At 71.8% G+C, this 21,856-nt stretch carries 17 protein-coding genes, 1 pseudogene and 2 riboswitches; of the genes and pseudogenes, 7 read left to right on the top strand and 11 right to left on the bottom strand.

Annotation, left to right across the window (positions count from 1 at the left end):
- A partial coding sequence (locus ABZ267_RS20870; RefSeq protein WP_356756254.1) for an electron transfer flavoprotein subunit alpha occupies positions 1 to 84 on the top strand: 84 nt, incomplete at its 5' end.
- Between the two features lie 64 nt (positions 85 to 148).
- Here ABZ267_RS20870 and ABZ267_RS20865 read toward each other — a convergent pair.
- The 3 genes from ABZ267_RS20865 to metE form a co-directional block, all read right to left on the bottom strand.
- Positions 149 to 1,537 (bottom strand): SidA/IucD/PvdA family monooxygenase, encoded by a 1,389-nt coding sequence (locus ABZ267_RS20865; RefSeq protein ID WP_356749264.1) that lies wholly within the window; start codon positions 1,535 to 1,537, stop codon positions 149 to 151.
- A gap of 37 nt (positions 1,538 to 1,574) precedes the next feature.
- Positions 1,575 to 3,068: an aminotransferase class V-fold PLP-dependent enzyme gene (locus ABZ267_RS20860; protein WP_356749266.1), complete on the bottom strand. Its 1,494-nt coding sequence runs from the start codon at positions 3,066 to 3,068 to the stop codon at positions 1,575 to 1,577.
- 239 nt (positions 3,069 to 3,307) lie between these two features.
- Entirely contained in the window at positions 3,308 to 5,632 is a 2,325-nt protein-coding gene (gene metE, locus ABZ267_RS20855) for a 5-methyltetrahydropteroyltriglutamate--homocysteine S-methyltransferase (protein ID WP_356749268.1), read from the bottom strand.
- A 161-nt stretch (positions 5,633 to 5,793) separates the two neighbouring features.
- A riboswitch (cobalamin riboswitch) is annotated at positions 5,794 to 6,010 on the bottom strand.
- 253 nt (positions 6,011 to 6,263) lie between these two features.
- On the opposite strand from metE, the gene ABZ267_RS20850 reads away from it, so the two are divergent.
- Positions 6,264 to 6,461, top strand: coding sequence for a hypothetical protein (locus ABZ267_RS20850; protein ID WP_018514785.1), 198 nt, complete (start codon positions 6,264 to 6,266; stop codon positions 6,459 to 6,461).
- A gap of 175 nt (positions 6,462 to 6,636) precedes the next feature.
- Positions 6,637 to 7,026, top strand: a complete 390-nt coding sequence (locus ABZ267_RS20845; RefSeq protein WP_356749270.1) for a VOC family protein — start codon at positions 6,637 to 6,639, stop codon at positions 7,024 to 7,026.
- Positions 7,027 to 7,043: 17 nt separating this feature from the next.
- On the opposite strand, the gene cobF is transcribed toward ABZ267_RS20845, so the two are convergent.
- Entirely contained in the window at positions 7,044 to 7,865 is an 822-nt protein-coding gene (cobF, locus tag ABZ267_RS20840; RefSeq protein WP_356749272.1) for a precorrin-6A synthase (deacetylating), read from the bottom strand.
- Positions 7,866 to 8,198: 333 nt separating this feature from the next.
- A riboswitch (cobalamin riboswitch) is annotated at positions 8,199 to 8,378 on the top strand.
- A gap of 113 nt (positions 8,379 to 8,491) precedes the next feature.
- Positions 8,492 to 8,620 (bottom strand): annotated as a pseudogene (locus ABZ267_RS20835) (short-chain fatty acyl-CoA regulator family protein); the annotation flags it as partial.
- 105 nt (positions 8,621 to 8,725) lie between these two features.
- Between ABZ267_RS20835 and ABZ267_RS20830 the strand changes: the two are divergent.
- The 3 genes from ABZ267_RS20830 to ABZ267_RS20820 all read left to right on the top strand — a co-directional run bounded on the left by ABZ267_RS20830 (position 8,726) and on the right by ABZ267_RS20820 (position 12,411).
- Complete coding sequence (locus ABZ267_RS20830; RefSeq protein ID WP_356749274.1) at positions 8,726 to 9,790, top strand: biotin/lipoate A/B protein ligase family protein; 1,065 nt, start codon at positions 8,726 to 8,728, stop codon at positions 9,788 to 9,790.
- A gap of 32 nt (positions 9,791 to 9,822) precedes the next feature.
- Positions 9,823 to 10,692: an oxygenase MpaB family protein gene (locus ABZ267_RS20825; RefSeq protein WP_356749276.1), complete on the top strand. Its 870-nt coding sequence runs from the start codon at positions 9,823 to 9,825 to the stop codon at positions 10,690 to 10,692.
- Between the two features lie 87 nt (positions 10,693 to 10,779).
- Entirely contained in the window at positions 10,780 to 12,411 is a 1,632-nt protein-coding gene (locus tag ABZ267_RS20820; RefSeq protein ID WP_356749278.1) for an FAD-dependent monooxygenase, read from the top strand.
- Between the two features lie 55 nt (positions 12,412 to 12,466).
- Here ABZ267_RS20820 and ABZ267_RS20815 read toward each other — a convergent pair whose 3' ends face one another.
- From ABZ267_RS20815 to ABZ267_RS20795, 5 genes are all read right to left on the bottom strand, one after another.
- Entirely contained in the window at positions 12,467 to 13,114 is a 648-nt protein-coding gene (locus ABZ267_RS20815; RefSeq protein WP_356749280.1) for a fasciclin domain-containing protein, read from the bottom strand.
- 87 nt (positions 13,115 to 13,201) lie between these two features.
- Positions 13,202 to 14,794 (bottom strand): molybdopterin-dependent oxidoreductase, encoded by a 1,593-nt coding sequence (locus tag ABZ267_RS20810; protein WP_356749282.1) that lies wholly within the window; start codon positions 14,792 to 14,794, stop codon positions 13,202 to 13,204.
- Positions 14,795 to 14,957: 163 nt separating this feature from the next.
- Entirely contained in the window at positions 14,958 to 17,180 is a 2,223-nt protein-coding gene (locus ABZ267_RS20805; protein WP_356749284.1) for an NADP-dependent isocitrate dehydrogenase, read from the bottom strand.
- A 131-nt stretch (positions 17,181 to 17,311) separates the two neighbouring features.
- Positions 17,312 to 18,775 (bottom strand): amidase, encoded by a 1,464-nt coding sequence (locus ABZ267_RS20800; protein ID WP_356749286.1) that lies wholly within the window; start codon positions 18,773 to 18,775, stop codon positions 17,312 to 17,314.
- A 128-nt stretch (positions 18,776 to 18,903) separates the two neighbouring features.
- Positions 18,904 to 19,254, bottom strand: coding sequence for a hypothetical protein (locus tag ABZ267_RS20795; RefSeq protein WP_356749288.1), 351 nt, complete (start codon positions 19,252 to 19,254; stop codon positions 18,904 to 18,906).
- A 204-nt stretch (positions 19,255 to 19,458) separates the two neighbouring features.
- On the opposite strand from ABZ267_RS20795, the gene ABZ267_RS20790 reads away from it, so the two are divergent.
- Positions 19,459 to 20,220 (top strand): hypothetical protein, encoded by a 762-nt coding sequence (locus ABZ267_RS20790; protein WP_356749290.1) that lies wholly within the window; start codon positions 19,459 to 19,461, stop codon positions 20,218 to 20,220.
- A gap of 60 nt (positions 20,221 to 20,280) precedes the next feature.
- Here ABZ267_RS20790 and ABZ267_RS20785 read toward each other — a convergent pair whose 3' ends face one another.
- On the bottom strand, positions 20,281 to 21,825 hold the full coding sequence (locus ABZ267_RS20785; RefSeq protein WP_356749292.1) for an NCS1 family nucleobase:cation symporter-1: 1,545 nt from the start codon (positions 21,823 to 21,825) through the stop codon (positions 20,281 to 20,283).
- Positions 21,826 to 21,856 lie beyond the last annotated feature (31 nt).

Raw genomic sequence — 21,856 nt, 5'->3', positions numbered from 1 at the left:
GACCTCGTCGACTACGGCGTCGTCGGCGACCTCTTCACCGTCGTGCCCCAGCTCACCGACGAGATCATCACCCGCAAGGGCTGACACCCCGACGCGACACCCCCGCTCCGGGCCGCACGGTGAACCCACCGCGCGGCCCGGAGCCGTATCAGATCCGCTCCTGCGCTATGCGCCCGGGCACTCCGCTCCGGTCCTCCGCCGCGCCAAGTCCGAACGTGGTGAAGGCGGTCCGGTCCGGCAGCGGATACGTCTCCTTGTCCGTCAGCGCGTTGATGATGACGGCGGAACGCCAGGCGGCCAGGCCGAGGTCCGGCGCTCCGACGCCGTGCGTGTGCCGCTCCGCGTTCTGTACGAAGACCGAGCCGTCGATCTCCGGTGCGAGGACGAGCCGTTGGGCCTCGTCGACCTGCGGCCGTCCGGCACCGTCGCGGACGACGTACGGGTCCAGAGCGGCGAGCAGCGTGTCGACCGGGCGCTCCCGGTAGCCGGTGGCGAGGACCACCGCGTCCGTGGTGAGCCGACCCCGGGTCTCCTGCTGTCCGTGCTCCACGGCCAGTTCGATGCGGCCGCCGCCCGTGACGGTGGCGCCGGTGACCTCGATGCCGGGAGTAAGGGTCACATCGGGCCAGTCGCCGCCGAGGCTGCGCCGGTACAGCTCGTCGTGGATGTCCCCGAGCGTGTCCCCGCTGACGCCCTTGTACAGCTGCCACTGGCTGGGCAGCAGCCGGTCCCGGGTGGCCTGCGGGAGCCCGTGGAAGTAGCGCGTGTAGTCCGGCGTGAACTGCTCCAGCCCGATCTTGCTGTACTCCATCGGCGCGAAGGCCGGCGTACGGGCGAGCCAGGTCAGCCCTTCCGCGCCTTCCGGCCTCAACCGCAGGAGATCCAGAAGGATTTCGGCGCCCGACTGGCCCGAGCCGACGACCGTGACATGCCGCGCGGCGAGCAGCCGGTCCCGCTGGGCCAGGTAGTCGGCGGAGTGCAGGACGAGCGGTACGGGGTCGGCGGCCAGGGCCTGTAGCGGCTCCGGGACGTACGGCGCGGTGCCGACGCCGAGAGCGAGGTTACGGGCGTGGGTGAGGCCGCTCCCGAGGCTCTCGCCGTCCGGGCCGAGCCGGGTGAAGTCGACGGCGAACGCGCTCTCGCCCGCGTCCCAGGCGATCGCGTCGACGCGGTGGCCGAAGTGGGTGGAGGGCAGCTCGGTGCTCACCCAGCGCAGGTAGTTGTCGAAGTCGGAGCGGTGGATGTGGAAGCGCTCGGCGAAGTAGAACGGGAAGAGCCTGCGCCGCGTCTTGAGGTAATTGAGGTAGCACCAAGGGCTTGTCGGCTCCACCAGGCTCACCAGGTCGGCCAGGAAGGGGACTTGGAGCGTCGCTCCTTCGATGAGCAGTCCCGGGTGCCAGTGGAAGGCGGTGCGCTGTTCGTGGAAGGCGGTGCGCAGGCCGGGTACGCCGTCGGCGAGGGCGGCGAGCGAGAGGTTGAACGGCCCTGCGCCCACTCCCAGCAGATCGAGAGGCGGGGTTCGCGGTCCGGGCGTCATCGGGTTCCTCCCACGTGGTTCGTGCGCGTCGGCAACGTCATGGCGACAGCCTTTCCGCCGCCGGGTCGTCGGTACCGCAGCTGCCGCGCTCTTCGGCCGCCGCCCGCTGAGCCGCCGCCTCCACCAGGTCGAGCAGCGGCAGCAGGTCGGCTGTGGCTGCGGCCGGGTGCAGCAGCGTGGCCTTCAGCCAGAGCCGGCGCCTGCCGTCGCCGTCCTCGGCCACCGCCCGCCCGAGGACGGCCCGGCCGTCCATGAGCAGCGTGCGGCGGACCTCGGCGACCACGGCGTCCCCGGCCTCCACCTCCAAAGCGTCGGCCACCGCCGGCCGGAACAGCACGGTGCTGATCCCGATCGCGCCGGGCCGGCGGCGCAGTGCGGGCCGGGCGTCGACGGCCCGGCCGAACTCCTCCGCCGTACGTACGCAGTGCTCGACCAGTTCGCTCAGTCCACGCCGTCCGAGCGCGCGGAAGGTGACCGCGATCTTCAGTGCGTCGGGTCGCCGGGTCGTACGGATCGAGCGGCCGAGCAGGTCCGGGAGGCCGGCCTCGGTGTCGTCGTCGGCGTTGAGGTAGTCGGTGCGCAGTGAGAGTGGCGCGAGCAGCGCGGTGTCCGCGACGGCCAGCACTCCGGCGGCGACCGGCTGCCAGCCGAGTTTGTGCAGGTCGAACGTTACGGAGACCGCCCGATCGAGCCCGGCGAGCCGAGGCGCCAGGCGCTCACTGAAGAGCAGAGGCCCGCCGTACGCGGCGTCGACGTGGAGTTCGGCGCCGTGCCGTTCCACGATGTCGGCGATCTCGGGGAGCGGGTCGATGCGTCCCTCGTCCGTGGTCCCGGCGGTGGCGACGACCAGGACCGGGCCGCCGCCGAGCTCGGCCAGGGTGCGGTCGAGGCCGGCGGGGTCGATCCGGCCGTCGTGGCAGGCGACCTGGGTCGGGGCGGGCAGGCCGAGCATCCAGGCGGCGCGGTGGACGCTGTGGTGGGCGTTGGCGCCGGTCACCACCCGGAGAAGGCCGGACGCCGCGCGTTCGCGAGCCAGGAGCAGCGCGACCAGGTTGGACTCGGTGCCGCCGCTGGTGATGAGCGCGTCGGGTGCGGGAGCGTCCGGGTGGACGAGCCGGGCCAGTGCGGCCGTGGTCAGCTCCTCGATCACTCCGGCGGCGGGCGCCTGGTCCCAGGAGTCCATCGACGGGTTGAGCGCCGCCCCGGCCAGCTCCGCCGCGACCGCCACGGCCAGCGGCGGGCAGTGCAGATGAGCGACGCACGCGGGATCGGCCGGGTCGGCTGCTCCCTCGGCCACCGCCCGTACGAGGTCTGCGAGCGCGGCCTCTCCACCGACGCCTTCCTCGGGCAGCACCGGAGCGGCCAGAGCGGTGGTCCGCCGGGCCACGGCGTCCGGGCCTCCGGCGGGCAGCGGCCCGCCTCGGGCGCGGGCGGCGCTCTCCAACGTGTCCAGCACGACCGAGGTCAGGGCACGCAGGTGGCCGGGTCCGTCGACTCCGCCCGCGAGGAGGCCTCCCGTACCGGCACTCACACCGCACGCTCGACGGGGAGTTCGGCGGACAGCAGGCCCTGAGCACGCTCCATGGCGAAGCCCTTCGATCGGAGTGCAAGATCCACAACCGGGATTCGCCGGTTAGGTTAACCTAACTCTCCCGTTGAGGAAGAACGCACTCCGGCCGGCCGGACCTCCGAACCGGCTTGCGCCTGAACCGAGTCGGGGTCGCACACCCGGTACGGGAGCGGCGGTGACCGCTCCCGTACCGGGTCGGATCATGCCGCTTCGGTGGGCAGCTCCGCGCGGATCTCCCGCGCGGCGGCGACCAGGTTCTCCAGGGAGGCCCGGGTCTCGGGCCAGCCGCGGGTCTTCAGGCCGCAGTCGGGGTTCACCCAGAGGCGTGTCGCCGGGATGGCCTCAAGTCCCTTGCGCAGCAGGGCCGCTGCCTCTTCGGTGCTCGGGATGCGCGGGGAGTGGATGTCGTAGACGCCGGGTCCGGCCTCGCGCGGGTAGCCGTGGGTGGCCAGTTCGCGGGCGACCTGCATGTGCGAGCGGGCGGCCTCCAGGCTGATGACGTCGGCGTCGAGGTCGTCGATGGCCTGGACGATGTCGCCGAACTCCGCGTAGCACATGTGCGTGTGGATCTGCGTGTCCGGCCGCACGCCGGAGGTGGCGAGCCGGAAGGACTCCGTCGCCCACCGAAGGTACGCGGCGTGCTCGGCGGCCCGCAGCGGCAGCGTCTCACGCAGCGCGGGCTCGTCGACCTGGATCACCGAAGTGCCGTTCGCCTCCAGGTCGTCGACCTCGTCGCGCAGTGCGAGCGCCATCTGGCGGGCGGTCTCGCCGAGCGGCTGGTCGTCGCGGACGAAGGACCAGGCGAGCATGGTGACCGGCCCGGTGAGCATGCCCTTGACCGGCCGCTGGGTCAGCGACTGCGCGTACGCCGTCCAGCGCACCGTCATCGGCTCGGGACGCGTGATGTCCCCGGCGAGGACCGGCGGCCGGACGTAGCGGGTGCCGTACGACTGGACCCATCCGTGCTGCGTGGCGAGGTAGCCGGTGAGCTGCTCGGCGAAGTACTGCACCATGTCGTTGCGTTCGGGCTCACCGTGGACCAGGACATCGATCCCGGCCTTCTCCTGGAAGGAGAGGACCTCGCGGATCTCGTCCTTGATGCGCTCCTCGTAGCCGGCCTCGTCGATCCGGCCCGCTCGCAAGTCGGCGCGGGCGGTGCGCAGTTCGGTGGTCTGCGGGAACGATCCGATCGTGGTGGTCGGCAGCAGCGGAAGACCGAGGTGCGCGCGCTGAGCGAGGGTCCGCTCGGCGTACGGCTGGGAGCGGCGGCCGTCGGCGTCGGTGATGGCCGCCGTACGGGCCCGGACGGCCGGGTCGCGGGTGATGACGGCGGCGGTGCGGGAGGCCAGGTCGGCCCGGTTGGCGGCGAGTTCGGCGGCGATGGCCTCGGTGCCGGCGGACAGACCGCGCGCCAGGACGGCGATCTCCTGGGTCTTCTGCCGGGCGAAAGCGAGCCAGCGGGCGATCTCCGGGTCGATGTCCTGCTCGGCCCGGGCGTCCAGCGGGACGTGGAGGAGGGAGGAGGAGGCGGAGACGTCGACGTGGTCCGCGAGGCCGAGGAGCGTGCCGAGGGTGGCGAGCGACTTCTCGTAGTCGTTGATCCAGATGTTGCGGCCGTTGACGACGCCCGCGACCAGGCGCTTGCCGGGCAGTCCGCCGGCCGCCGCGAGGTCGGCGAGGTTCGCGGCGCCGGACTCGGTGAAGTCCAGCGCGAGCCCCTCCACCGGCGACTTGGCGAGCACCGGCAGCGCTTCGCCGAGCCGTCCGAAGTAGGAGGCGACCAGCAGCTTGGAACGGTCGGTGAGACCACCGAGCTCGCGGTAGGTGCGGGCGGCGGCGTTCAGCTCGGCCGGGGTGCGGTCCTGGACGAGCGCGGGCTCGTCCAGCTGGACCCACTCGGCGCCGGCGGCCCGGAGGTCGGCGAGGACTTCGGCGTACACGGGAAGCAGCCGGTCCAGGAGGGTCAGCGGCTCGAAGTCGGCGGCGACACCGGGGGCCGCCTTGGCGAGCAGGAGGTAGGTGACGGGTCCGACGAGGACCGGGCGCGGGGTGTGGCCGAGCGCGAGGGCCTCCTTGAACTCGGCGACCTGCTTGGCGGAGTCGGCGGTGAACACCGTGTCCGGGCGCAACTCGGGTACCAGGTAGTGGTAGTTGGTGTCGAACCACTTGGTCATCTCCAGCGGCGCCACGTCCTGCGTGCCGCGGGCCATGGCGAAGTAGCCGTCGAGGGCGTCCGCCTGGACCGCCTCGCGGTGCCGCGCGGGGACAGCGCCGACCATGACGCTGGTGTCCAGGACGTGGTCGTAGTGCGAGAAATCACCGGTCGGCACCTCGTGGACTCCGGCCTCGGCGAGCCGCTGCCAGGTTCCCCTGCGCAGTTCGGCGGCGGTCCGCCGGAGAGTGTCCGCGTCGACGCGGCCCTTCCAGTAGCCCTCGATGGCCTTCTTCAGTTCACGGTTCCGACCCTGGCGGGGGTAGCCGTACACGGTGGCCCGTGCTGCCGCGGCTGCGGGCTTCGCTGTCACGTGACTCTCCTTCGCGAGCATGTCTCCAGCTGTTCCCGGGACGGAACGCGGACGCGAAGGGGTGACGAAATCGGGCGGAAGCACGACACGTTGCCCGTGTCCGTCCGCCTGACGGTTACGCCGACCCGCCCACGAGGTCACCGGGAACTCCGCACGCGAACGGTCGCGTGCGGGCAACGGGCAGGTCTTCGGACTCGCGGGCACGTCTGCCGGAGGCAGACACCTACTGGCCGTCGCTTCCCAGACCCGGCCGGGCCCAGTGCGTATGACGGCGGTCGTTCCCACTCACCGCTGCGGGGCAGTCCCGGATTCCCACCGGGTTCCCTCTTACGACACCCTGTCTGGCGGACAGGGCGAACCAGCTGCACCGGCCACCCTAAGCGGATGGCCGCCGGGCGCACACCGTTGTTCACTCTTCGGACGGCGATATGAGACACGGACTCCGAACGAGTGGTGGCGGGTTCGGCTCCTCTTCGCCGGTTCGCTGACTTCTGGTCAGATCGTGCGGGCATGGTGACGCAGATGTAACCGAATGGCGTAGGCGAACCGGAACCACAGAGCGTCACAGGCCGTTCTTCTTGCCAATACCCAGCCGCCGACCCGCGGCGGCGACGAGTGAGGGAAGCGCCATATGAAGAAGACAGTCGGGTGGGCCCAGGACGGCGACGACTGGACGATCACGGTGAACGGCACCCTGTACCGGGCCGTCGAACGGCCCACCGACGGGCGCGTGCACAACTATCTGGTGCGGGGCAACGACCTGACCGCCGAGTGCCCGAGCCTCGGTCATGGGCTCGGCGTGATCCGGGCGCACGAGTCCCGCAGCTGACCTCCGACCGGGTCCGACGACGAGGCGCGGGCGGCCGCCGCGCCTCGACGCGACCCGCGGCCCTGTGTCACGTGACCCGCTCACCGGTCCGGGCCCCCGCTCGCGGGCCGGGGCCCGACAGCTGAGGGCCGGTCGGCGGTTGTCGGCCGTCCGCCGCCGGAGGGAGAATCGGGGCATGGCTGATGTACGCGTACAGATCAACGCCCTCGTCATCGACGCCGCCGACCCGGAGCTGCTGGCCGCGTTCTGGTCCGAGCTGCTCGGCAGGCCGGTGGTGGACCGCACCGGCCCGTACGTCTGGCTGCGCCGCGAGAACGGCCAGGCCCTGGGAGTCCAGCGGACGGGTGAGTTCAAGACGGGCAAGAACCGCGTGCACGTCGACATCAGCTCACCCGATCCGGCCGCCGAACAGCAGCGCATCGAGGCGCTCGGCGGACGCCGGCTGGAGGAGTACGCCGACAGCGGGTTCCTGGTCATGGCGGACCCCGAGGGCAATGAGTTCTGCGTCATCCCTGAGGGGCCGGTCGGCATGGACGACCAGGGACGCGCCCATTACCTCGACTGATCCACGCCACCCGGGGCCTACGGCGACTCCGTGCCTTCCGCGCTTTCCGTGGGTTCCGCGCTTTCCGGCCGCCGGCGGAGCAGGTACGTGTCCATGATCCAGCCGTGCCGTTCGCGGGCCTCGGCGCGCACGCGGCTGATCCGTTCGGCGACCTCGTCGAGCGGTCCGGAGACCAGGAGTTCGTCCGGGGTGCCGATGTAGGCGCCCCAGTAGATCCACAGGCCGCGGCCCGTCAGATGGGTGAAGCTCTCGTGGCCGTCGAGCATCACCACGATGTCGCCGTCGTCGTCCGGGAACCCCTCGGCGAGCCGTCGGCCGGGCGTGATGTGGATGGGGCGGCCGACCTGGTTCAGCGAGGTGTGGTGGCGGGCGGCGAGCGCGGAGACGCTGCTGATCCCGGGGACCACCTCATGGCCGAATTCCACCGTGCCACGGGCCAGGATGTCCTCCAGGATCGCGAGCGTACTGTCGTACAGGGACGGGTCGCCCCACACCAGGAACGCTCCGCACTCCCCCGGTGCCAGCTCCTCGACGATCAGGCGCTCGCAGATGTCGGCGCGGCGGTGGCGCCAGTCGTGGACCGCCGTGGTGTAGCGGCCCCGGTCGTCCTGCGTGCGGTCCCGCCAGGGGTCCTCGGCCTCCACGACCCGGTAGGGGCCGTCCAGGTGCTCGGCCAGGATGTCCCGCCGCAGCCGGGTGAGGGACTCCTTCTCCCGGCCCTTGCCGAGCACGAAGAAGACCTGCGCCCGGCGCATGGCCTTGATGGCGGCGAGGGTCAGGTGGTCGGGGTCGCCGGCTCCCATGCCGATGACGAGGATGTGGCGTGGTGCGTCGCTCATGTCGGCCGATCATGCCAGGAGCGGGGCGCGCGATCGCGCCGGGCCCGAGGGCAGGCCGGGGTGAGGCGGGGTGGACTTACTAGGACGTCCAACTACATGTTCGTGAGCAGCGGGGTGGCCGGCGTGCAGCCGGGCACCCTCAAGGGGGTGTCCGGCGGATCAGGGCCGAATGGGCCGCGGCGTCCGGTGCGGTGCATCGCAAGGCGCTGGAACGTCCTCATCGCGGAGCGATTCGGGCGTTTCGGCAACGCGGCGAGGGATGGGCCCCCTGCTCGAGCGCAGCCGAGAGCTTGGGGAAGTGCCAGACGTCGTGGACCCGGCCAAGATCCGCCGGACACGCCCTAGGCTCGTGGCGTCAGGGAAGCCGGTGCGATTCCGGCGCGGTCCCGCCACTGTGACCGGGGAGTTCGTCCTCGCAGGACACGCCACTGACGGTGCAGAAGCCGTCGGGAAGGCATGAGGACGCGCGCTGATCCGGGAGTCAGGATACCGGCCACGGGATTGTTCCGTGTTTCCACGAGGATGGAGCAGACACGCATGGCACCGGTCCGCACCCACGGCCCCGCAGGCCCGTCCCGGCGAGCGGTTCTCCCCGCCCCCCGACGGCCTCCGCCCTCCGCGTCCCCCCGACAGCCGAGCCCGATGGGTGTCGCGGAGCGCGGATCGTCCAGCACCAGGCCCTCGGCGTAGACCAGGCGGTGGGCGTGGCGCAGCTCGCAGCCGAGCGCTACGGGCTGATCGGCCGGCGAGCGGTGCCTCCGCGGAGCGAGGGATGATCGACGAGCCCGCGCCCGTTATAGCCGGATGTGTCCGGCTCATCACCGAGCCGGGCCGAACAATTCCGAGCTGGAGGCGGCGCTGTGCACGGTGAGTACAAGGTTCCCGGCGGCAAGCTGGTCGTGGTGGACCTGGACGTGGAGGGCGGGGCGCTGCGGAACGTCCGCGTCGCCGGGGACTTCTTCCTCGAACCCGACGAGGCGATCCGCGCGATCGACGCTGCGCTGGAGGGCGCTCCGGCCAACACGGACACGGCGGGTCTCGCGGCCCGGATCGAGGCGGCGCTGCCCGACTCCACGGTGATGCTCGGGCTGAGCGCGGAGGGTGTCGCCATCGCCGTACGCCGGGCGCTGGCGCAGGCCACGGAGTGGAGCGACTACGACTGGCAGCTGATCCATGACGCGCCTCAGTCGCCGGCGCTGCACATGGCGCTGGACGAGGTGATCACCGCCGAGGTCGCGGCGGGGGTCCGGCCGCCGACGCTGCGGGTCTGGGAGTGGGACTCGCCCGCCGTGATCATCGGCAGCTTCCAGTCGCTGCGCAACGAGGTCGATCCGGCAGGCGTGGAGCGGCACGGTGTGGACGTCGTACGGCGCATCTCCGGCGGCGGCGCGATGTTCGCCGAGCCGAGCTCCACCATCACGTACTCGCTGGCCGTCCCGCAGGCGCTGGTCTCCGGGCTCTCCTTCGCCGACAGCTACGCCTATCTGGACGACTGGGTCCTCGAAGCGCTCGCGGACATGGGCATCAAGGCCTGGTACCAGCCGCTCAACGACATCGCCACCGAGGTCGGCAAGATCGCCGGCGCGGCGCAGAAGCGGGTGGTGGGGCCGGACGGCGGGCCCGGGGCCGTGCTGCACCACGTGACCATGGCGTACGACATCGACGCCGACAAGATGCTGGAGGTGCTACGCATCGGCAAGGAGAAGATGTCGGACAAGGGCACCCGGTCGGCGAAGAAGCGCGTCGACCCGCTGCGCCGGCAGACCGGACTGCCCCGCCAGGTCGTGATCGAGCGGATGATCGACTCCTTCCGCAAGCGCCACGGCCTCACGGACGGCCGCGTGACGGACGCGGAGCTGGCGCGCGCCGAGGAGCTCGTACGGACGAAGTTCGCGACGGAGGAGTGGACGGCCCGGGTGCCGTAGGGGGTGTCCCGCCGCCCCGCATACTGGGAGGCATGGACAGAGCGCAGCCAGACTCCGGGGTACGGGAACGGCTCGGCCGGGCCCTGTTCTCCCGGGTGGCGGGGCCCTCCGGGCCGGAGAACCGGGCCCGGATCCACGACACGCCCGGCCCGCGCTGGTTCGGCCCGGACCGGCCGGTGCGCCGGGTGCACGGAGACGCGTCCATGTTCATCGGCGGGCTGCGCGCGCTCCTCCTCCAGTCGCTGCACCCGCTCGCCATGGCCGCCGTGGCGGGCCACTCGGGGTTCAAGGGCGATCCGTGGGGGCGGCTGCAGCGGACCAGCACGTTCCTCGCGGTGACCACGTTCGGCACGGCCGAGCACGCTCAGGAGGCGGTCGAGCGCGTACGTTCCGTGCACGAGCGGGTGCGCGGCATCGCGCCGTCCGGCGAGCCGTACCACGCGGCCGATCCGCATCTGCTGTGCTGGGTGCACGTGGCCGAGGTGGACAGCTTCCTCCGGGCCCACCAGCGTTACGGAGAACGGCCGTTGGACGGTGCCGGATGCGACGGCTACATCCACGACATGGCGACGGTGGCGCACGCGCTCGGAGTCACCGACCCGCCGCACGACCGGGCGGAGCTGGCCGCCCGGATCGCCGCCTACCGCCCGGAACTGCGTGCCACGCAGGAGGCCCTGGACGCGGCCCGCTTCATCCTCCTCCACCCGCCGCTGCCGTGGCCGGCCCGTCCTCCGTACGCCGTACTCGCCGCCAACGCCGTGTCCGGCCTCCCGCGCTGGGCCCGTGAGCCGCTGCGGCTGCCTCGGGTGCCGGGGGTCGAGGAGGTCTGCGTACGGCCTGCCGGGAAGGCTCTGACCAGGACCATCCGGTGGGCGATGACCCCGCCGCCCTCGCCCGCCTGACCCTCCGGGTGCCGAGGTCGGCCGGCGGCAGGACGATGGAGAGGACCGTACGACCGTACGGCAGGGGGCCCACGGCGGGAGGCCCCGGTGGCACGCAGCGAATCGACCGACGTACTCGTGGTGGGCGCGGGCCCGGTCGGGCTGATGCTCGCCGCCGAGCTGCGGCGCGCGGGTGTCTCCTGCCGGATCGTGGACCGCCTTCCGGCCCGGCTGCCGTACGCCAAGGCGGTCGGAATCCAGCCGCGCACGCTGGAGCTCTTCGACCGGATGGGGCTGGTGCGGGCGGTGCTGGACGCGGCGGTCCCGATGCGCGGACAACTGACGTACGTGAACGGGGCCGCGCAGGGCCGCATCGAGCTGGCCCTTCCGCCGGAGGTGCCGTACGGCTTCGCCGCGCTGCCGCAGTACGAGACGGAGCGCCTCCTGGAGGAGCACCTCGGACGGTTCGGCACCGGGATCGAGCGTTCGACGGAGCTGGTGGCGTTCGCGCAGGACCCGGCCGGAGTGACGAGCCGGCTGGCCACCGCTTCCGGGGCCGAGGAGGAGGTGCGGTCCCGCTTCCTGGTCGGGTGCGACGGCGCGCACAGCGTGGTCCGCAAGGTGCTCGGGCTCTCCTTCGAGGGCGGAGCGTTCCCGGAGGAGTACATGCTCGCGGATGTGGAGGTGGGCTGGGGGCTGCCGCCGGGGTACGGGGTGCGGTCGATGCACCGGGGTGAGGACGGCGCCATCGATGACCTGCTGGTCTGCGTCCCGCTGCCGGGCGAGGGCCGCTACCGGATGTCGATGCTGGTGCCGCCGGAGCTGTCGGCGGAGCGGCCGGACTCCGGCGACGGGGTCGCGCACGGCCTGGAAGGCGGTACGGCTCCTGCTCTCGCCGACATCCAGAAGGTGCTGGACCGGCTGGCGCCGGAGCCGGTCACCGCGTCCGCGCTGCGCTGGTCCTCGGTGTTCCGGATCAGCCACCGGCTGGTGGACCGGTACGGCGACGGGCGGGTGTTCGTCGCAGGGGACGCGGCGCACATCCATCCGCCGACCGGCGCGCAAGGCATGAACACCGGTGTCCAGGACGCCTGCAACCTGGCGTGGAAACTCGCGCTGGCCGTCGAGGGCGCGGCGGATCAGCGTCTGCCGTCGAGCTACGACGCCGAACGGCACCCGGTCGGCGAGGAAGTGGTGGGCCGGACGGTCCGCCAGGCCGCCGAGGGTGTGCAGGCGGACCCGACGGACCTGGAGACGCTCCTGCTCCGACAGGCCCAACTCCTGGTCGGCTACCGGGAGAGCCCGATCGTGACACCGCTGCCTCCGGGCGACGAGGCGACGCTCCGGCCGGGCGATCGGGCCCCGGACTGCGGCGGCCTCACCGGAGACATCGCCGCGTATCCGGTGCGCCTGTACGACCTGTTGCGCGGGCGGGACCATGTCATGGTGGTGTACGGGAGCCATCCGGCCGGTGACACACCCGCCGATCTCGCCGCGGCGGCCGGTGAGTTGACCGGCGGCCGGATGGAGACGTGCCGGATCCTGCCTGCCGACGCGCCGCCGGACGAGGCGACGGGGGCTCCTCATCACCACGACAGCCGGGGCGAGTTCGCGCGGCAGTACGGGGTCGGCGAGGGCGCGGCGTTCGTCGTACGGCCGGACGGCTACCTCAGCGCCTGCCTCCGGCCGCCGACGGTCGGGCAGTTGAAGGAGGCGCTGGGAAGGGTCTTCGGCCGGTGAGGCCAAAAGCCCCGCTGCCGGAGTGATGGCCGTCCTCCCGCAGCGGGGCTGCCGATTACTTCGGCATCAGCACCGTGTCGATGATGTAGACCGTGGCGTTGGCGGTCGGCACGTTGCCGCAGACCACGTTGGCGCTGTCGTTGACCTTGTACGACTCACCGGAGCCGGCCGTGGTCAGCGAGCTCTTCTGCAGCGTGTCGAACGTGCCGCTCTCCAACTGCTGCGGGGTGAGCTTCTGACCCACGACGTGGTAGGTCAGGATCTCGGTGAGCTTGGCCTTGTCGTTGAGGACCGCGTCCAGGTCGGCCTTCGGGATCTTGGCGAAGGCGTCGTTGGTCGGCGCGAACACGGTGATGTTCTCGGCGCTGTTGAGGGTGTCGACCAGGCCGGCCTTCTGCACGGCGGCGACGAGCGTGGAGAGCGCCGGGTTGTTGGACGCGGCGGTGGCGACCGGGTCCTTGGCCATGCCGTCGAAGCTGCCCGCGCCGTCCTTCGGAACGCCGGCACAGGCCGGGCCGAACGGCTTGTCCATCATGGCGTCGTCACCGGCGGCCGGCTTCGACTCCTCGGGGGTGGAGCCTGCGGCGGAGGAGCTGTCGGAGGCACTGTCCGAGCCGGAGTCGGAGCACGCGGAGAGCGTGAGGGGCAGCATCACGGCAGCGGCGACGGCGACAGCTGCACGGCGGTGGCGAAGGGCGTTCATGGAGTTCTCCTGGTTCGTCGACGGGTTGGTGCGTTCACAAACGGAAACGGATCAAGTGGTGCTGTGAAGAAGCCTGTTGGGGAGGGGTCAGTCCACGGTGACCACCACCGAGTGCCAGCCGCTGGCGCCGTCCGGGACGGTCTTGGTGCGCTTCTCGGTCTGGACCTCGCCCGTGCCGTCCGTGGCGCGGACGGTGAGGGTGTGTCCGCCGGGAGTGGCCTTCCAGGGGTAGGACCACTGGCGCCAGGTGTCGACGGTGTCCTGCTCGGCCAGTTGGGCCGGGCGCCACGGGCCGTCGTCGACGCGGATCTCGACCTTCTCGATCCCGCGGTGCTGGGCCCAGGCCACTCCGGCCACCATGACCGTGCCGGCCTCGGGGCGCCCGAAGGGCTTGGGGGTGTCGATCCGGGACTGGGTCTTGATCGGGGCCTTGCGGGCCCACTTGCGCTTCACCCAGTACGCGTCGTAGTCGGCGAAGGTGGTGAGCTCGATGTCCTCGATCCACTTGCAGGCCGAGACGTATCCGTACAGTCCGGGCACGAGCATGCGGACGGGGAAGCCGTGGACGAAGGGGAGCGGTTCGCCGTTCATGCCGACGGCGAGCATGGCGTCCCGGCCGTCCATGACGTCCTCGACAGGCGTGCCGAGCGTCATGCCGTCGACCGAGCGGGCGATGATCTGGTCCGCCTTTCCACCTCGCGACGGCGGCTTGACGCCCGCCTCCTTGAGCAGGTCGGCGAGGCGTACGCCGATCCACTTGGCGTGGCCGATGTATGGGCCGCCGACCTCGTTGGAGACGCAGCAGAGCGTGATCTCGCGTTCGATCAGGGGCCGGTTGAGGAGGTCCTGGTAGGTGAACTCCAGGTCCCGGCGGACGCCTTGGCCGTGGATGCGCAGCCGCCAGGTGTTCGCGTCGACCTTGGGGACGACCAGGGCGGTGTCCACGCGGTAGAACTTGTTGTTGGGGGTGGTGAACGGAGGCAGGCCGGGGACTCGCAGCTGTGCGCCGGCCGGGATCGGCTTGGCGGGTGAGGCCGGGGCCGGCAGGGTCACGGCCTCACGGGAGGCGACGGCGTCCTGGGCGCTGCGGCCGTTGAGCGTCCGGCCGACCGCTCCCGCCACAGTGGAGGCGGCGGCCGCGGCGGTGGCGGCGATCAGGAAGCCGCGCCGGTCCCAGCCGCTCTCGTTCTCCTCCTGCTCCTCCCCCGCGATCCGGCGCGGGCTGGTGAGCCTGTCGGCGAGGACGTACAGAAGGACCGCTCCGGCCGCCGCGCCGACCAGCGACGGCAGTCCGTCGGTGATGCCGGTGGAGTCCGGGCGGCTCACGGCCGAGGCAGCGCCGACCACACCGAACGCCAGGACGGCGGCGGAGCCCGTACGGCGGTGGCGCAGCGCCAACAGGCCGACGGCGACGGCGAAGAGGGCGAGGGTGAGGACGATGCCGAGTTGCAGGACGAGTTTGTCGTTCTCGCCGAAGTTCCGGATGGCGAAGTCCTTGACCCCGGCGGGCGTCCGGTCGATGGCCGCTCCGCCGACCGCTGTCACGGGACTCGCCTCGGGCCTGACGGCGGCCGAGACGAGTTCGGCGACGGTCAGGGCGGCGAATCCCGCCAGCAGTCCGCTCAGGGCTGCCAGCGTTCCTCGGGTCAGGGCTGTCCGGGTGATCCTCACGGTCGTCATTCGGAGCCGAAGGACAGCCGGATTGGTCGATCACCCGATCACGTGAAACTCGCCGGTTCGCCTGCGGTGGGCGCCCGTACGACGTAAGGGCACAAAGCGAACCGCCCCGGCCGGGCACAAGGCCGGCCGGGGCGGATGTGATGCCTTCACATCGGACGAAACCTCAGGCGAGGGACGCGATCGCCTGGTTGAACGTGGCGGACGGGCGCATGATCGCCTCGGCCTTGGCCGGGTCGGGCTGGTAGTAGCCGCCGATCTCGGCCGGGGAGCCCTGCACCGCGATCAGCTCGGCGACGATGGTCTCCTCCTGCTCGGCCAGTGTCTTGGCGAGCGCCGCGAACGCCTCGGCGAGCTTGGCGTCGTCGGTCTGCTGCGCCAGCTCCTGGGCCCAGTACAGAGCCAGGTAGAAGTGGCTGCCGCGGTTGTCGATACCGCCGAGGCGACGGCTCGGGGACTTGTCCTCGTTGAGGAACGTGCCGGTCGCCCGGTCCAGGGTGTCGGCGAGGACCTGCGCCCGCGCGTTGTCCGTGGTGGTGGCCAGGTGCTCGAAGCTGACCGCGAGGGCCAGGAACTCGCCCAGGCTGTCCCAGCGGAGGTAGTTCTCCTTGACGAGCTGCTGGACGTGCTTGGGCGCCGAGCCGCCGGCACCGGTCTCGAAGAGGCCGCCACCGTTCATCAGCGGGACGACGGAGAGCATCTTCGCGCTGGTGCCGAGCTCCAGGATCGGGAAGAGGTCGGTCAGGTAGTCACGGAGCACGTTGCCGGTGACGGAGATGGTGTCCTCACCGCGGCGGATGCGCTCCAGGGAGAAGGCGGTGGCCTCCTCCGGCGACTTCACGGAGATGTCCAGGCCGTCGGTGTCGTGGTCGGCGAGGTACGTCGTCACCTTGGCGATCAGGTTGGCGTCGTGCGCGCGGGTCTCGTCCAGCCAGAACACCGCCGGGTTGCCGGTCGCGCGGGCGCGGGTGACGGCGAGCTTGACCCAGTCCTGGATCGGCGCGTCCTTGGTCTGGCACATCCGGAAGATGTCACCGGCGCCGACGGCCTGCTCCAGCACCACGGTGCCGTCCGCGCCGATGACGCGCACGGTGCCGGTGGCGGAGATCTCGAAGGTCTTGTCGTGGCTGCCGTACTCCTCGGCCTTCTGCGCCATCAGACCGACGTTGGGCACGGAGCCCATGGTCGCCGGATCGAAAGCGCCGTTGGCGCGGCAGTCGTCGATGACGACCTGGTAGACACCGGCGTAGCTGCTGTCCGGGAGGACGGCGATGGTGTCGGCCTCGTCGCCGTCCGGGCCCCACATGTGGCCGGAGGTGCGGATCATGGCCGGCATGGAGGCGTCGACGATGACGTCGCTGGGGACGTGCAGGTTGGTGATGCCCTTGTCGGAGTCGACCATCGCGAGGGCCGGGCCCTCGGCGAGCTCGGCCTCGAAGGACGCCTGGATCTCGGCACCGACGCCGGGCAGCGAGCCGAGGCCCTTGAGGATGCCGCCGAGGCCGTCGTTGGGGGTGAGGCCGGCGGCGGCGAGCTGGTCGCCGTACTGGGCGAAGGTGTTCGGGAAGAAGGCGCGGACCGCGTGGCCGAAGATGATCGGGTCGGAGACCTTCATCATGGTGGCCTTGAGGTGCACGGAGAAGAGCACCCCCTCGGCCTTGGCGCGGGCGACCTGCGCGGTGAAGAACTCGCGCAGCGCGGCGACGCGCATGACGGCCGCGTCCACGACCTCGCCCTTGAGTACGGGTACGGACTCGCGCAGCACGGTGGTGGCGCCGTCGTCGCCGTGCAGCTCGATGCGGAGCGAGCCGTCCTCGGCGATGACGGCGGACTTCTCGGTGGAGCGGAAGTCGTCGACGCCCATGGTGGCGACGTTCGTCTTCGAGTCGGCGCTCCAGGCGCCCATGCGGTGCGGGTGGGCCTTGGCGTAGTTCTTGACGGACGCGGGGGCGCGGCGGTCGGAGTTGCCCTCGCGCAGCACCGGGTTCACGGCGCTGCCCTTGACCTTGTCGTACCGGGCGCGGACGTCCTTGTCCTCATCGCTCTTCGGGTCGTCCGGGTAGTCCGGGAGCGCGTAGCCCTGCTCCTGGAGCTCGGCGATGGCCGCCTTGAGCTGCGGGATCGACGCCGAGATGTTCGGCAGCTTGATGATGTTCGCGCCGGGCGTCCTGGCCAGCTCGCCGAGCTCGGCGAGTGCGTCATCGATACGCTGCTCGGCCTTCAGCCGCTCCGGGAAACTGGCGATGATCCGGCCCGCGAGGGAGATGTCACGGCGCTCGACCGTGACGCCTGCGGTCGAGGCGTAGGCCTCGATCACGGGCAGGAAGGAATAGGTCGCCAGGGCAGGGGCCTCGTCGGTGTGCGTATAGATGATGGTCGAGTCAGTCACCGGGTGCTCCGCTCCACGTCTGCAACATTGCTTGACATCAAGATATCTCGTCACCGCCCGTGGCTCCACAAGGCCCCCGTACGGCTTCACAGTCCGGGTACGGGGTCCGGTGATTCCTCGATCACTCCGCGTTACACGATCGGCGGCCGGTGCTCGTACCAGCGCAGGTCGTCCTCCAGCTGGGCGGCGAGCGCGATCAGCCGCTCCTCGCTGCGGGACGGGCCGAGGAGCTGGGCGCCGACGGGGAGGCCGGAGCGGGTGAGGCCGGCCGGGACGCTGATGCCGGGCCAGCCGAGGACGTTCCACGGCCAGGCGTAGGGGCAGGCGGCCGCCATCGTGACGTCGGTGCGCCAGGCGCTGAGGCGGTCGAAGGTGCCGATAAGGGGTGGAGGCGCGGCGGTCGTCGGGGTGAGGAGGACGTCGTACGTGTCGAAGAGTGCGCCGATCCGGCGGTGCTGGCGTACCTCGCGGGCCCGGGCCGCCCGCACCACCCGGCCGCCGAGCCGCGTCCCGGTCCGCAGGGCGCTGCGGGTGCGCGGGTCCAGGAGGGCCGGTTCGGGGTGGCGGGCGGCGAATTCGGCGATGCCGGCGGTGGCGCGGGGCACGAAGGCGAGGCCGATCAGGCCGTAGCGGGGGCGGGCCTCCTCGACGTGGTGGCCGAGCCGGGCCAGGGTCTCGGCGAGCGCGGTGACGGCCCGGCGCACCTCGGGGTCGGGTCCGGCGCCGGTGAGGGTGAGCGGGGGCCGCCAGGCGAGAGCGATGCGGAGGCGGCCCGGATCGCGTCGGGCGGCGTCGGAGGCGCGGACGGCGGGCGGGCGGTGGAGGTCGTCGGGGTGCGCGCCGGCGGCCGCGTCCAGCAGGAGCGCGGCGTCCGCCACCGTACGGGCGAGAGGGCCGTTGACGGTGAGGCCCTGGAAGGCGTCGTGGTGCGGGTGGACCGAGACGCGGCCGCGCTGGGGCTTGATGCCGACGAGGTGGGTCCAGGCGGCGGGGATGCGGACGGACCCGGCGCCGTCCGAGCCGAGGGCGGCGGGGACCAGGCCCGCCGCGACGGCGGCGGCCGATCCGCCGGAGGAGCCGCCGGGTGTGTGCGCGGTGTTCCAGGGGTTGCGGGTGGCGCCGAAGGCGGGGCCCTCGGTGAACGGCCACTGGCCCAGCTCGCAGGAGTTGGTCTTGCCGACGATCACGGCTCCGGCGGCGCGCAGCCTCCGGACCGCCTCGCTGTCGGTGGTGACCGGCGGCCGCTCGCCGTCGCAGCCGAAGTGTGTCGGCAGGCCCGCCACATCGGTGTCGTCCTTGACCGCGACCGGCACACCGAGCAGCGGTAGCCACTCCCCCGCAGCCAGCCTGCGGTCCGCCTCGGCCGCCTCCGCGAGAGCGGCCTCGGACCGGAGGTGGCGGAAGGCGTTGAGGACGGGTTGGCTCGCCTCGATCCGGGCGAGCGCGTCGGCGACGAGCGCGGTGGAGGTGGTGGCGGAGTCGGTGAGCAGGCGTGCGCTCTCGGCGAGGCCGGGCATCGGTGCGGGACGCGGGGTGTGCTGGAGGTGCGCTCGTACGGCCGGGTCTGTCTGCTCGGTGGACTCCGCTGAGGACATGGGCGTGCCGCCTCCCTCGTGGCCGCGGGGTCGACCGGTCGTCCCGGCCGCTTCCCACACGTACTTACTGGAGGGTAACGAGAGGAGGCGGCACGCTCAACCGTTACGGCCGCCGCACGCGTTCGGCGTTACGGCCGGACATGGATCTCGCCGATACCGGTGCCGATCTTCCCGCAGTGGGCGGTGGACTGGCCCGACTCGCCGGGCCGCAGCGTGACCCGGTTGCCGTCGACGTCCGGGGCCCAGCCGCAGACCAGGTGGACCCAGAACGTCTGCGTCTGGCTCCCGTCGTTGCGGCAGAGCGCGTAGCCCGTGTACTCGTCGACGGCGTGCTTGCCGGTGTGGCAGGAGAGGCCGGGCGGGATCGCCGCCGGCGCGGCGGTCGCCGAGGTGGCCGGGCTCGCCAACGCGGTGGCCGCCGCCGCGACGACCAGCGCCCGCAGGACGGACCGGGTCCGCTTCCCCGTGAACAGGTTCATGGTTCTCCTCCGTGGTGTGTGTGCGTACGTGAAACCCAGGCGGGATCACGTACGCGGCTCTGCCCACGCTCCGTGGCCGAAAACACCGCCGCGCTTCACTCTCCGTGCGCACGCCGGGCGGCGGCCTCGCTCCCGGCGTACGCTCGAATGTGCCGGTCACCCTGGTTCGTACGCCCCTGACCGGGCCCTTTCCGAGGAGGCGACGTGAGCGGACACCGTTGGGCCGCACGGACCGCGGCAGGCGCGGCGGCCGTCGCGCTCACCGTGACGGGTGGCGCGGTCGCGCGGGCTGACGACGACATCGCCTCGCTCAGCGCCGAGCAGATAGCGGACCGCTCGCGGGACGCGCTGCTCCAGGTCTCCTCCCTGCACCTGAGCGCGCGCGGCAGTCTCGACGGGAGCGGCGACCGGATGAGCGTCGATCTGACGCTGGACCGGGCCGGCAACTGCGCGGGCGGCGTCGACATGGGCGAGGACGGTTCCGTGGAGATCGTGAAGCGCGCCGGCGATGTCTGGCTGAAACCGGACAGGGCGTTCTGGGAGACCCATGTGCCGATCGGCGGCGCCACGTTCGACGCGATCCTCGACGGCCGTTACCTGCAGGCGAAGGCCGATGACGCCCGGCTGCTGACGGTCACCGAGGTCTGTGACCTTGACACCTTCCGCGAGCTGATCACGGACAACCGCGACGCCGCCGAACGCGGCACGCTCACCAAGGGCCGCGAGACCGAGGTGGACGGCGCGCCCGTCATTCCGGTGACCCGCGCCCAGGGCGATGAGCGGCTGACGGTGTACGTGGCCACCGAGGGCGAGCCGTATCCGGTGCGGATCGCCGTGCAGGGTGCGGAGGAGGAGGGGACCGTGAACTTCTCCGGCTTCGACCGGCCGGTGCCCGCCGAGACCCCGGCCGCCTCCGAGACGGTGGATGTGACGGCTCTGCTGGGCCGCAGCGTCAAGCCCGTCTGAGCACACGTCTCGGTTACGAGGCCGGCCCCGCACACACCGCACAGGACCGGCCCCGCCGCATCAAACCCGCTCCCGACGCTCCCGCCCGGTCAACACCACGTACAGCAGCAGCGACGAGGCCAGCCCGACCGCCCAGCCGTAGTCGGCGAGCGGCTCGAGGAACGGGATCAGCCCGTCGGCCGGGAACGGCCCCTTGCCGGGAGCCGAGTGCGAACCGCCGACCGCCAGGACGCCGCCCACGGCAAAGGCCGCCACCGCCCGCCAGTTCCAGCCGGCCCGGTACCAGTAACGGCCGCCGGGCCGGTAGAGGTCGGCGAGGTCGAGGACCGTACGGCGGACGATCCAGTAGTCCGCGATCAGGATGCCCGCCACCGTACCGAGCAGCCCGCCGACCAGTCCCAGCCAGGTGAAGATGTACAGCTCGGGCGTCTCCGTCAGCTTCCACGGCATGATCACGACCCCGGCCACACCCGTGATCAGCGCACCGCCCTTGAAGCTGATGAACTTCGGCGCGAGGTTCGCCAGGTCGTACGCCGGTGAGACCACGTTGGCCGCGATGTTCACGGAGATCGTGGCGATCAACACGGTGACCAGGCCGAAGAGGAGTCCGAAGACGTTGTCGGTACGGGCCACGAGCTCGACCGGGTCCCAGATGGCGACCGCGTACACCGCCTGCGAGCCGGAGGTGACGAAGACCGAGAGCAGCGCGAAGAACGTCATCGTGGTCGGCAGGCCGAGCGACTGGCCCCGGATCTGCGCGCGTTGGCCCGCGCCGAAGCGGGTGAAGTCGGGGATGTTGAGCGAGAGCGTGGCCCAGAACGCGATCATGCCCATCAGCGACGGGAAGAAGACCGGCCAGAAGTCGGCGCCCCAGCCGAGCGCGGACGGCTGGTCCAGCAGCGGACCGAAGCCGCCCGCCTTGACCGCGACCCAGACGAGCAGCGCGACGGCTCCGACCAGGACGAACGGCGCCGCCCAGTTCTCGAACCGGCGCAGCGCGTCCATCCCCCGGTAGATGATGGCCAGTTCGAGCGCCCAGAAGAGCGTGAAGCAGAGCCAGAGCGTCCACGGCTGCCCGCCGATCTCGCCGGCACCGGCCCAGCCGCCGAACACCTTGCCGAGCAGCGTGAAGATCCCGACGCCGCCGATCCAGGTCTGGATGCCGAACCAGGCACAGGCGACGGCGGCCCGGATCAGCGCGGGCAGGTTGGCGCCGCGCAGCCCGAACGAGGCGCGGGCCAGGACCGGGAAGGGGATGCCGTACTTGGGTCCGGCGTGTCCGGTGAGCAGCATCGGCGCGAGCACGATCACATTGGCGAGCGCGATGGTGAACACGGCCTGTTTCCAGTCCATGCCGAGCGCCACCAGGCCGGAGGCGAGCAGCCAGGACGGGATGTTGTGGGCCATCCCGATCCACAGGGCCGCGAAGTTGTACGTCGTCCAGGTGCGCCGCTCCACGGGGACGGGCAGCAGGTCGTCGTTGGTGAAACGGGTGTCGTCGGGGACGTATCCGTGGGCGAACTCGACGCGGCCGGACGCGGCGGTGGCCCCGGCTATCGCGTCCTGCGGGGACGGCGGTGGGGTGGGTGGGACGGTGGCGGTCATGGTGGTCGACCCCTTCGCTCGGGAGCGGTGC

The sequence above is a fragment of the Streptomyces sp. NPDC006174 genome (assembly GCF_040614075.1).
Classification (GTDB): domain Bacteria; phylum Actinomycetota; class Actinomycetes; order Streptomycetales; family Streptomycetaceae; genus Streptomyces.
This window is presented reverse-complemented; position numbering and strand designations above follow the sequence as displayed.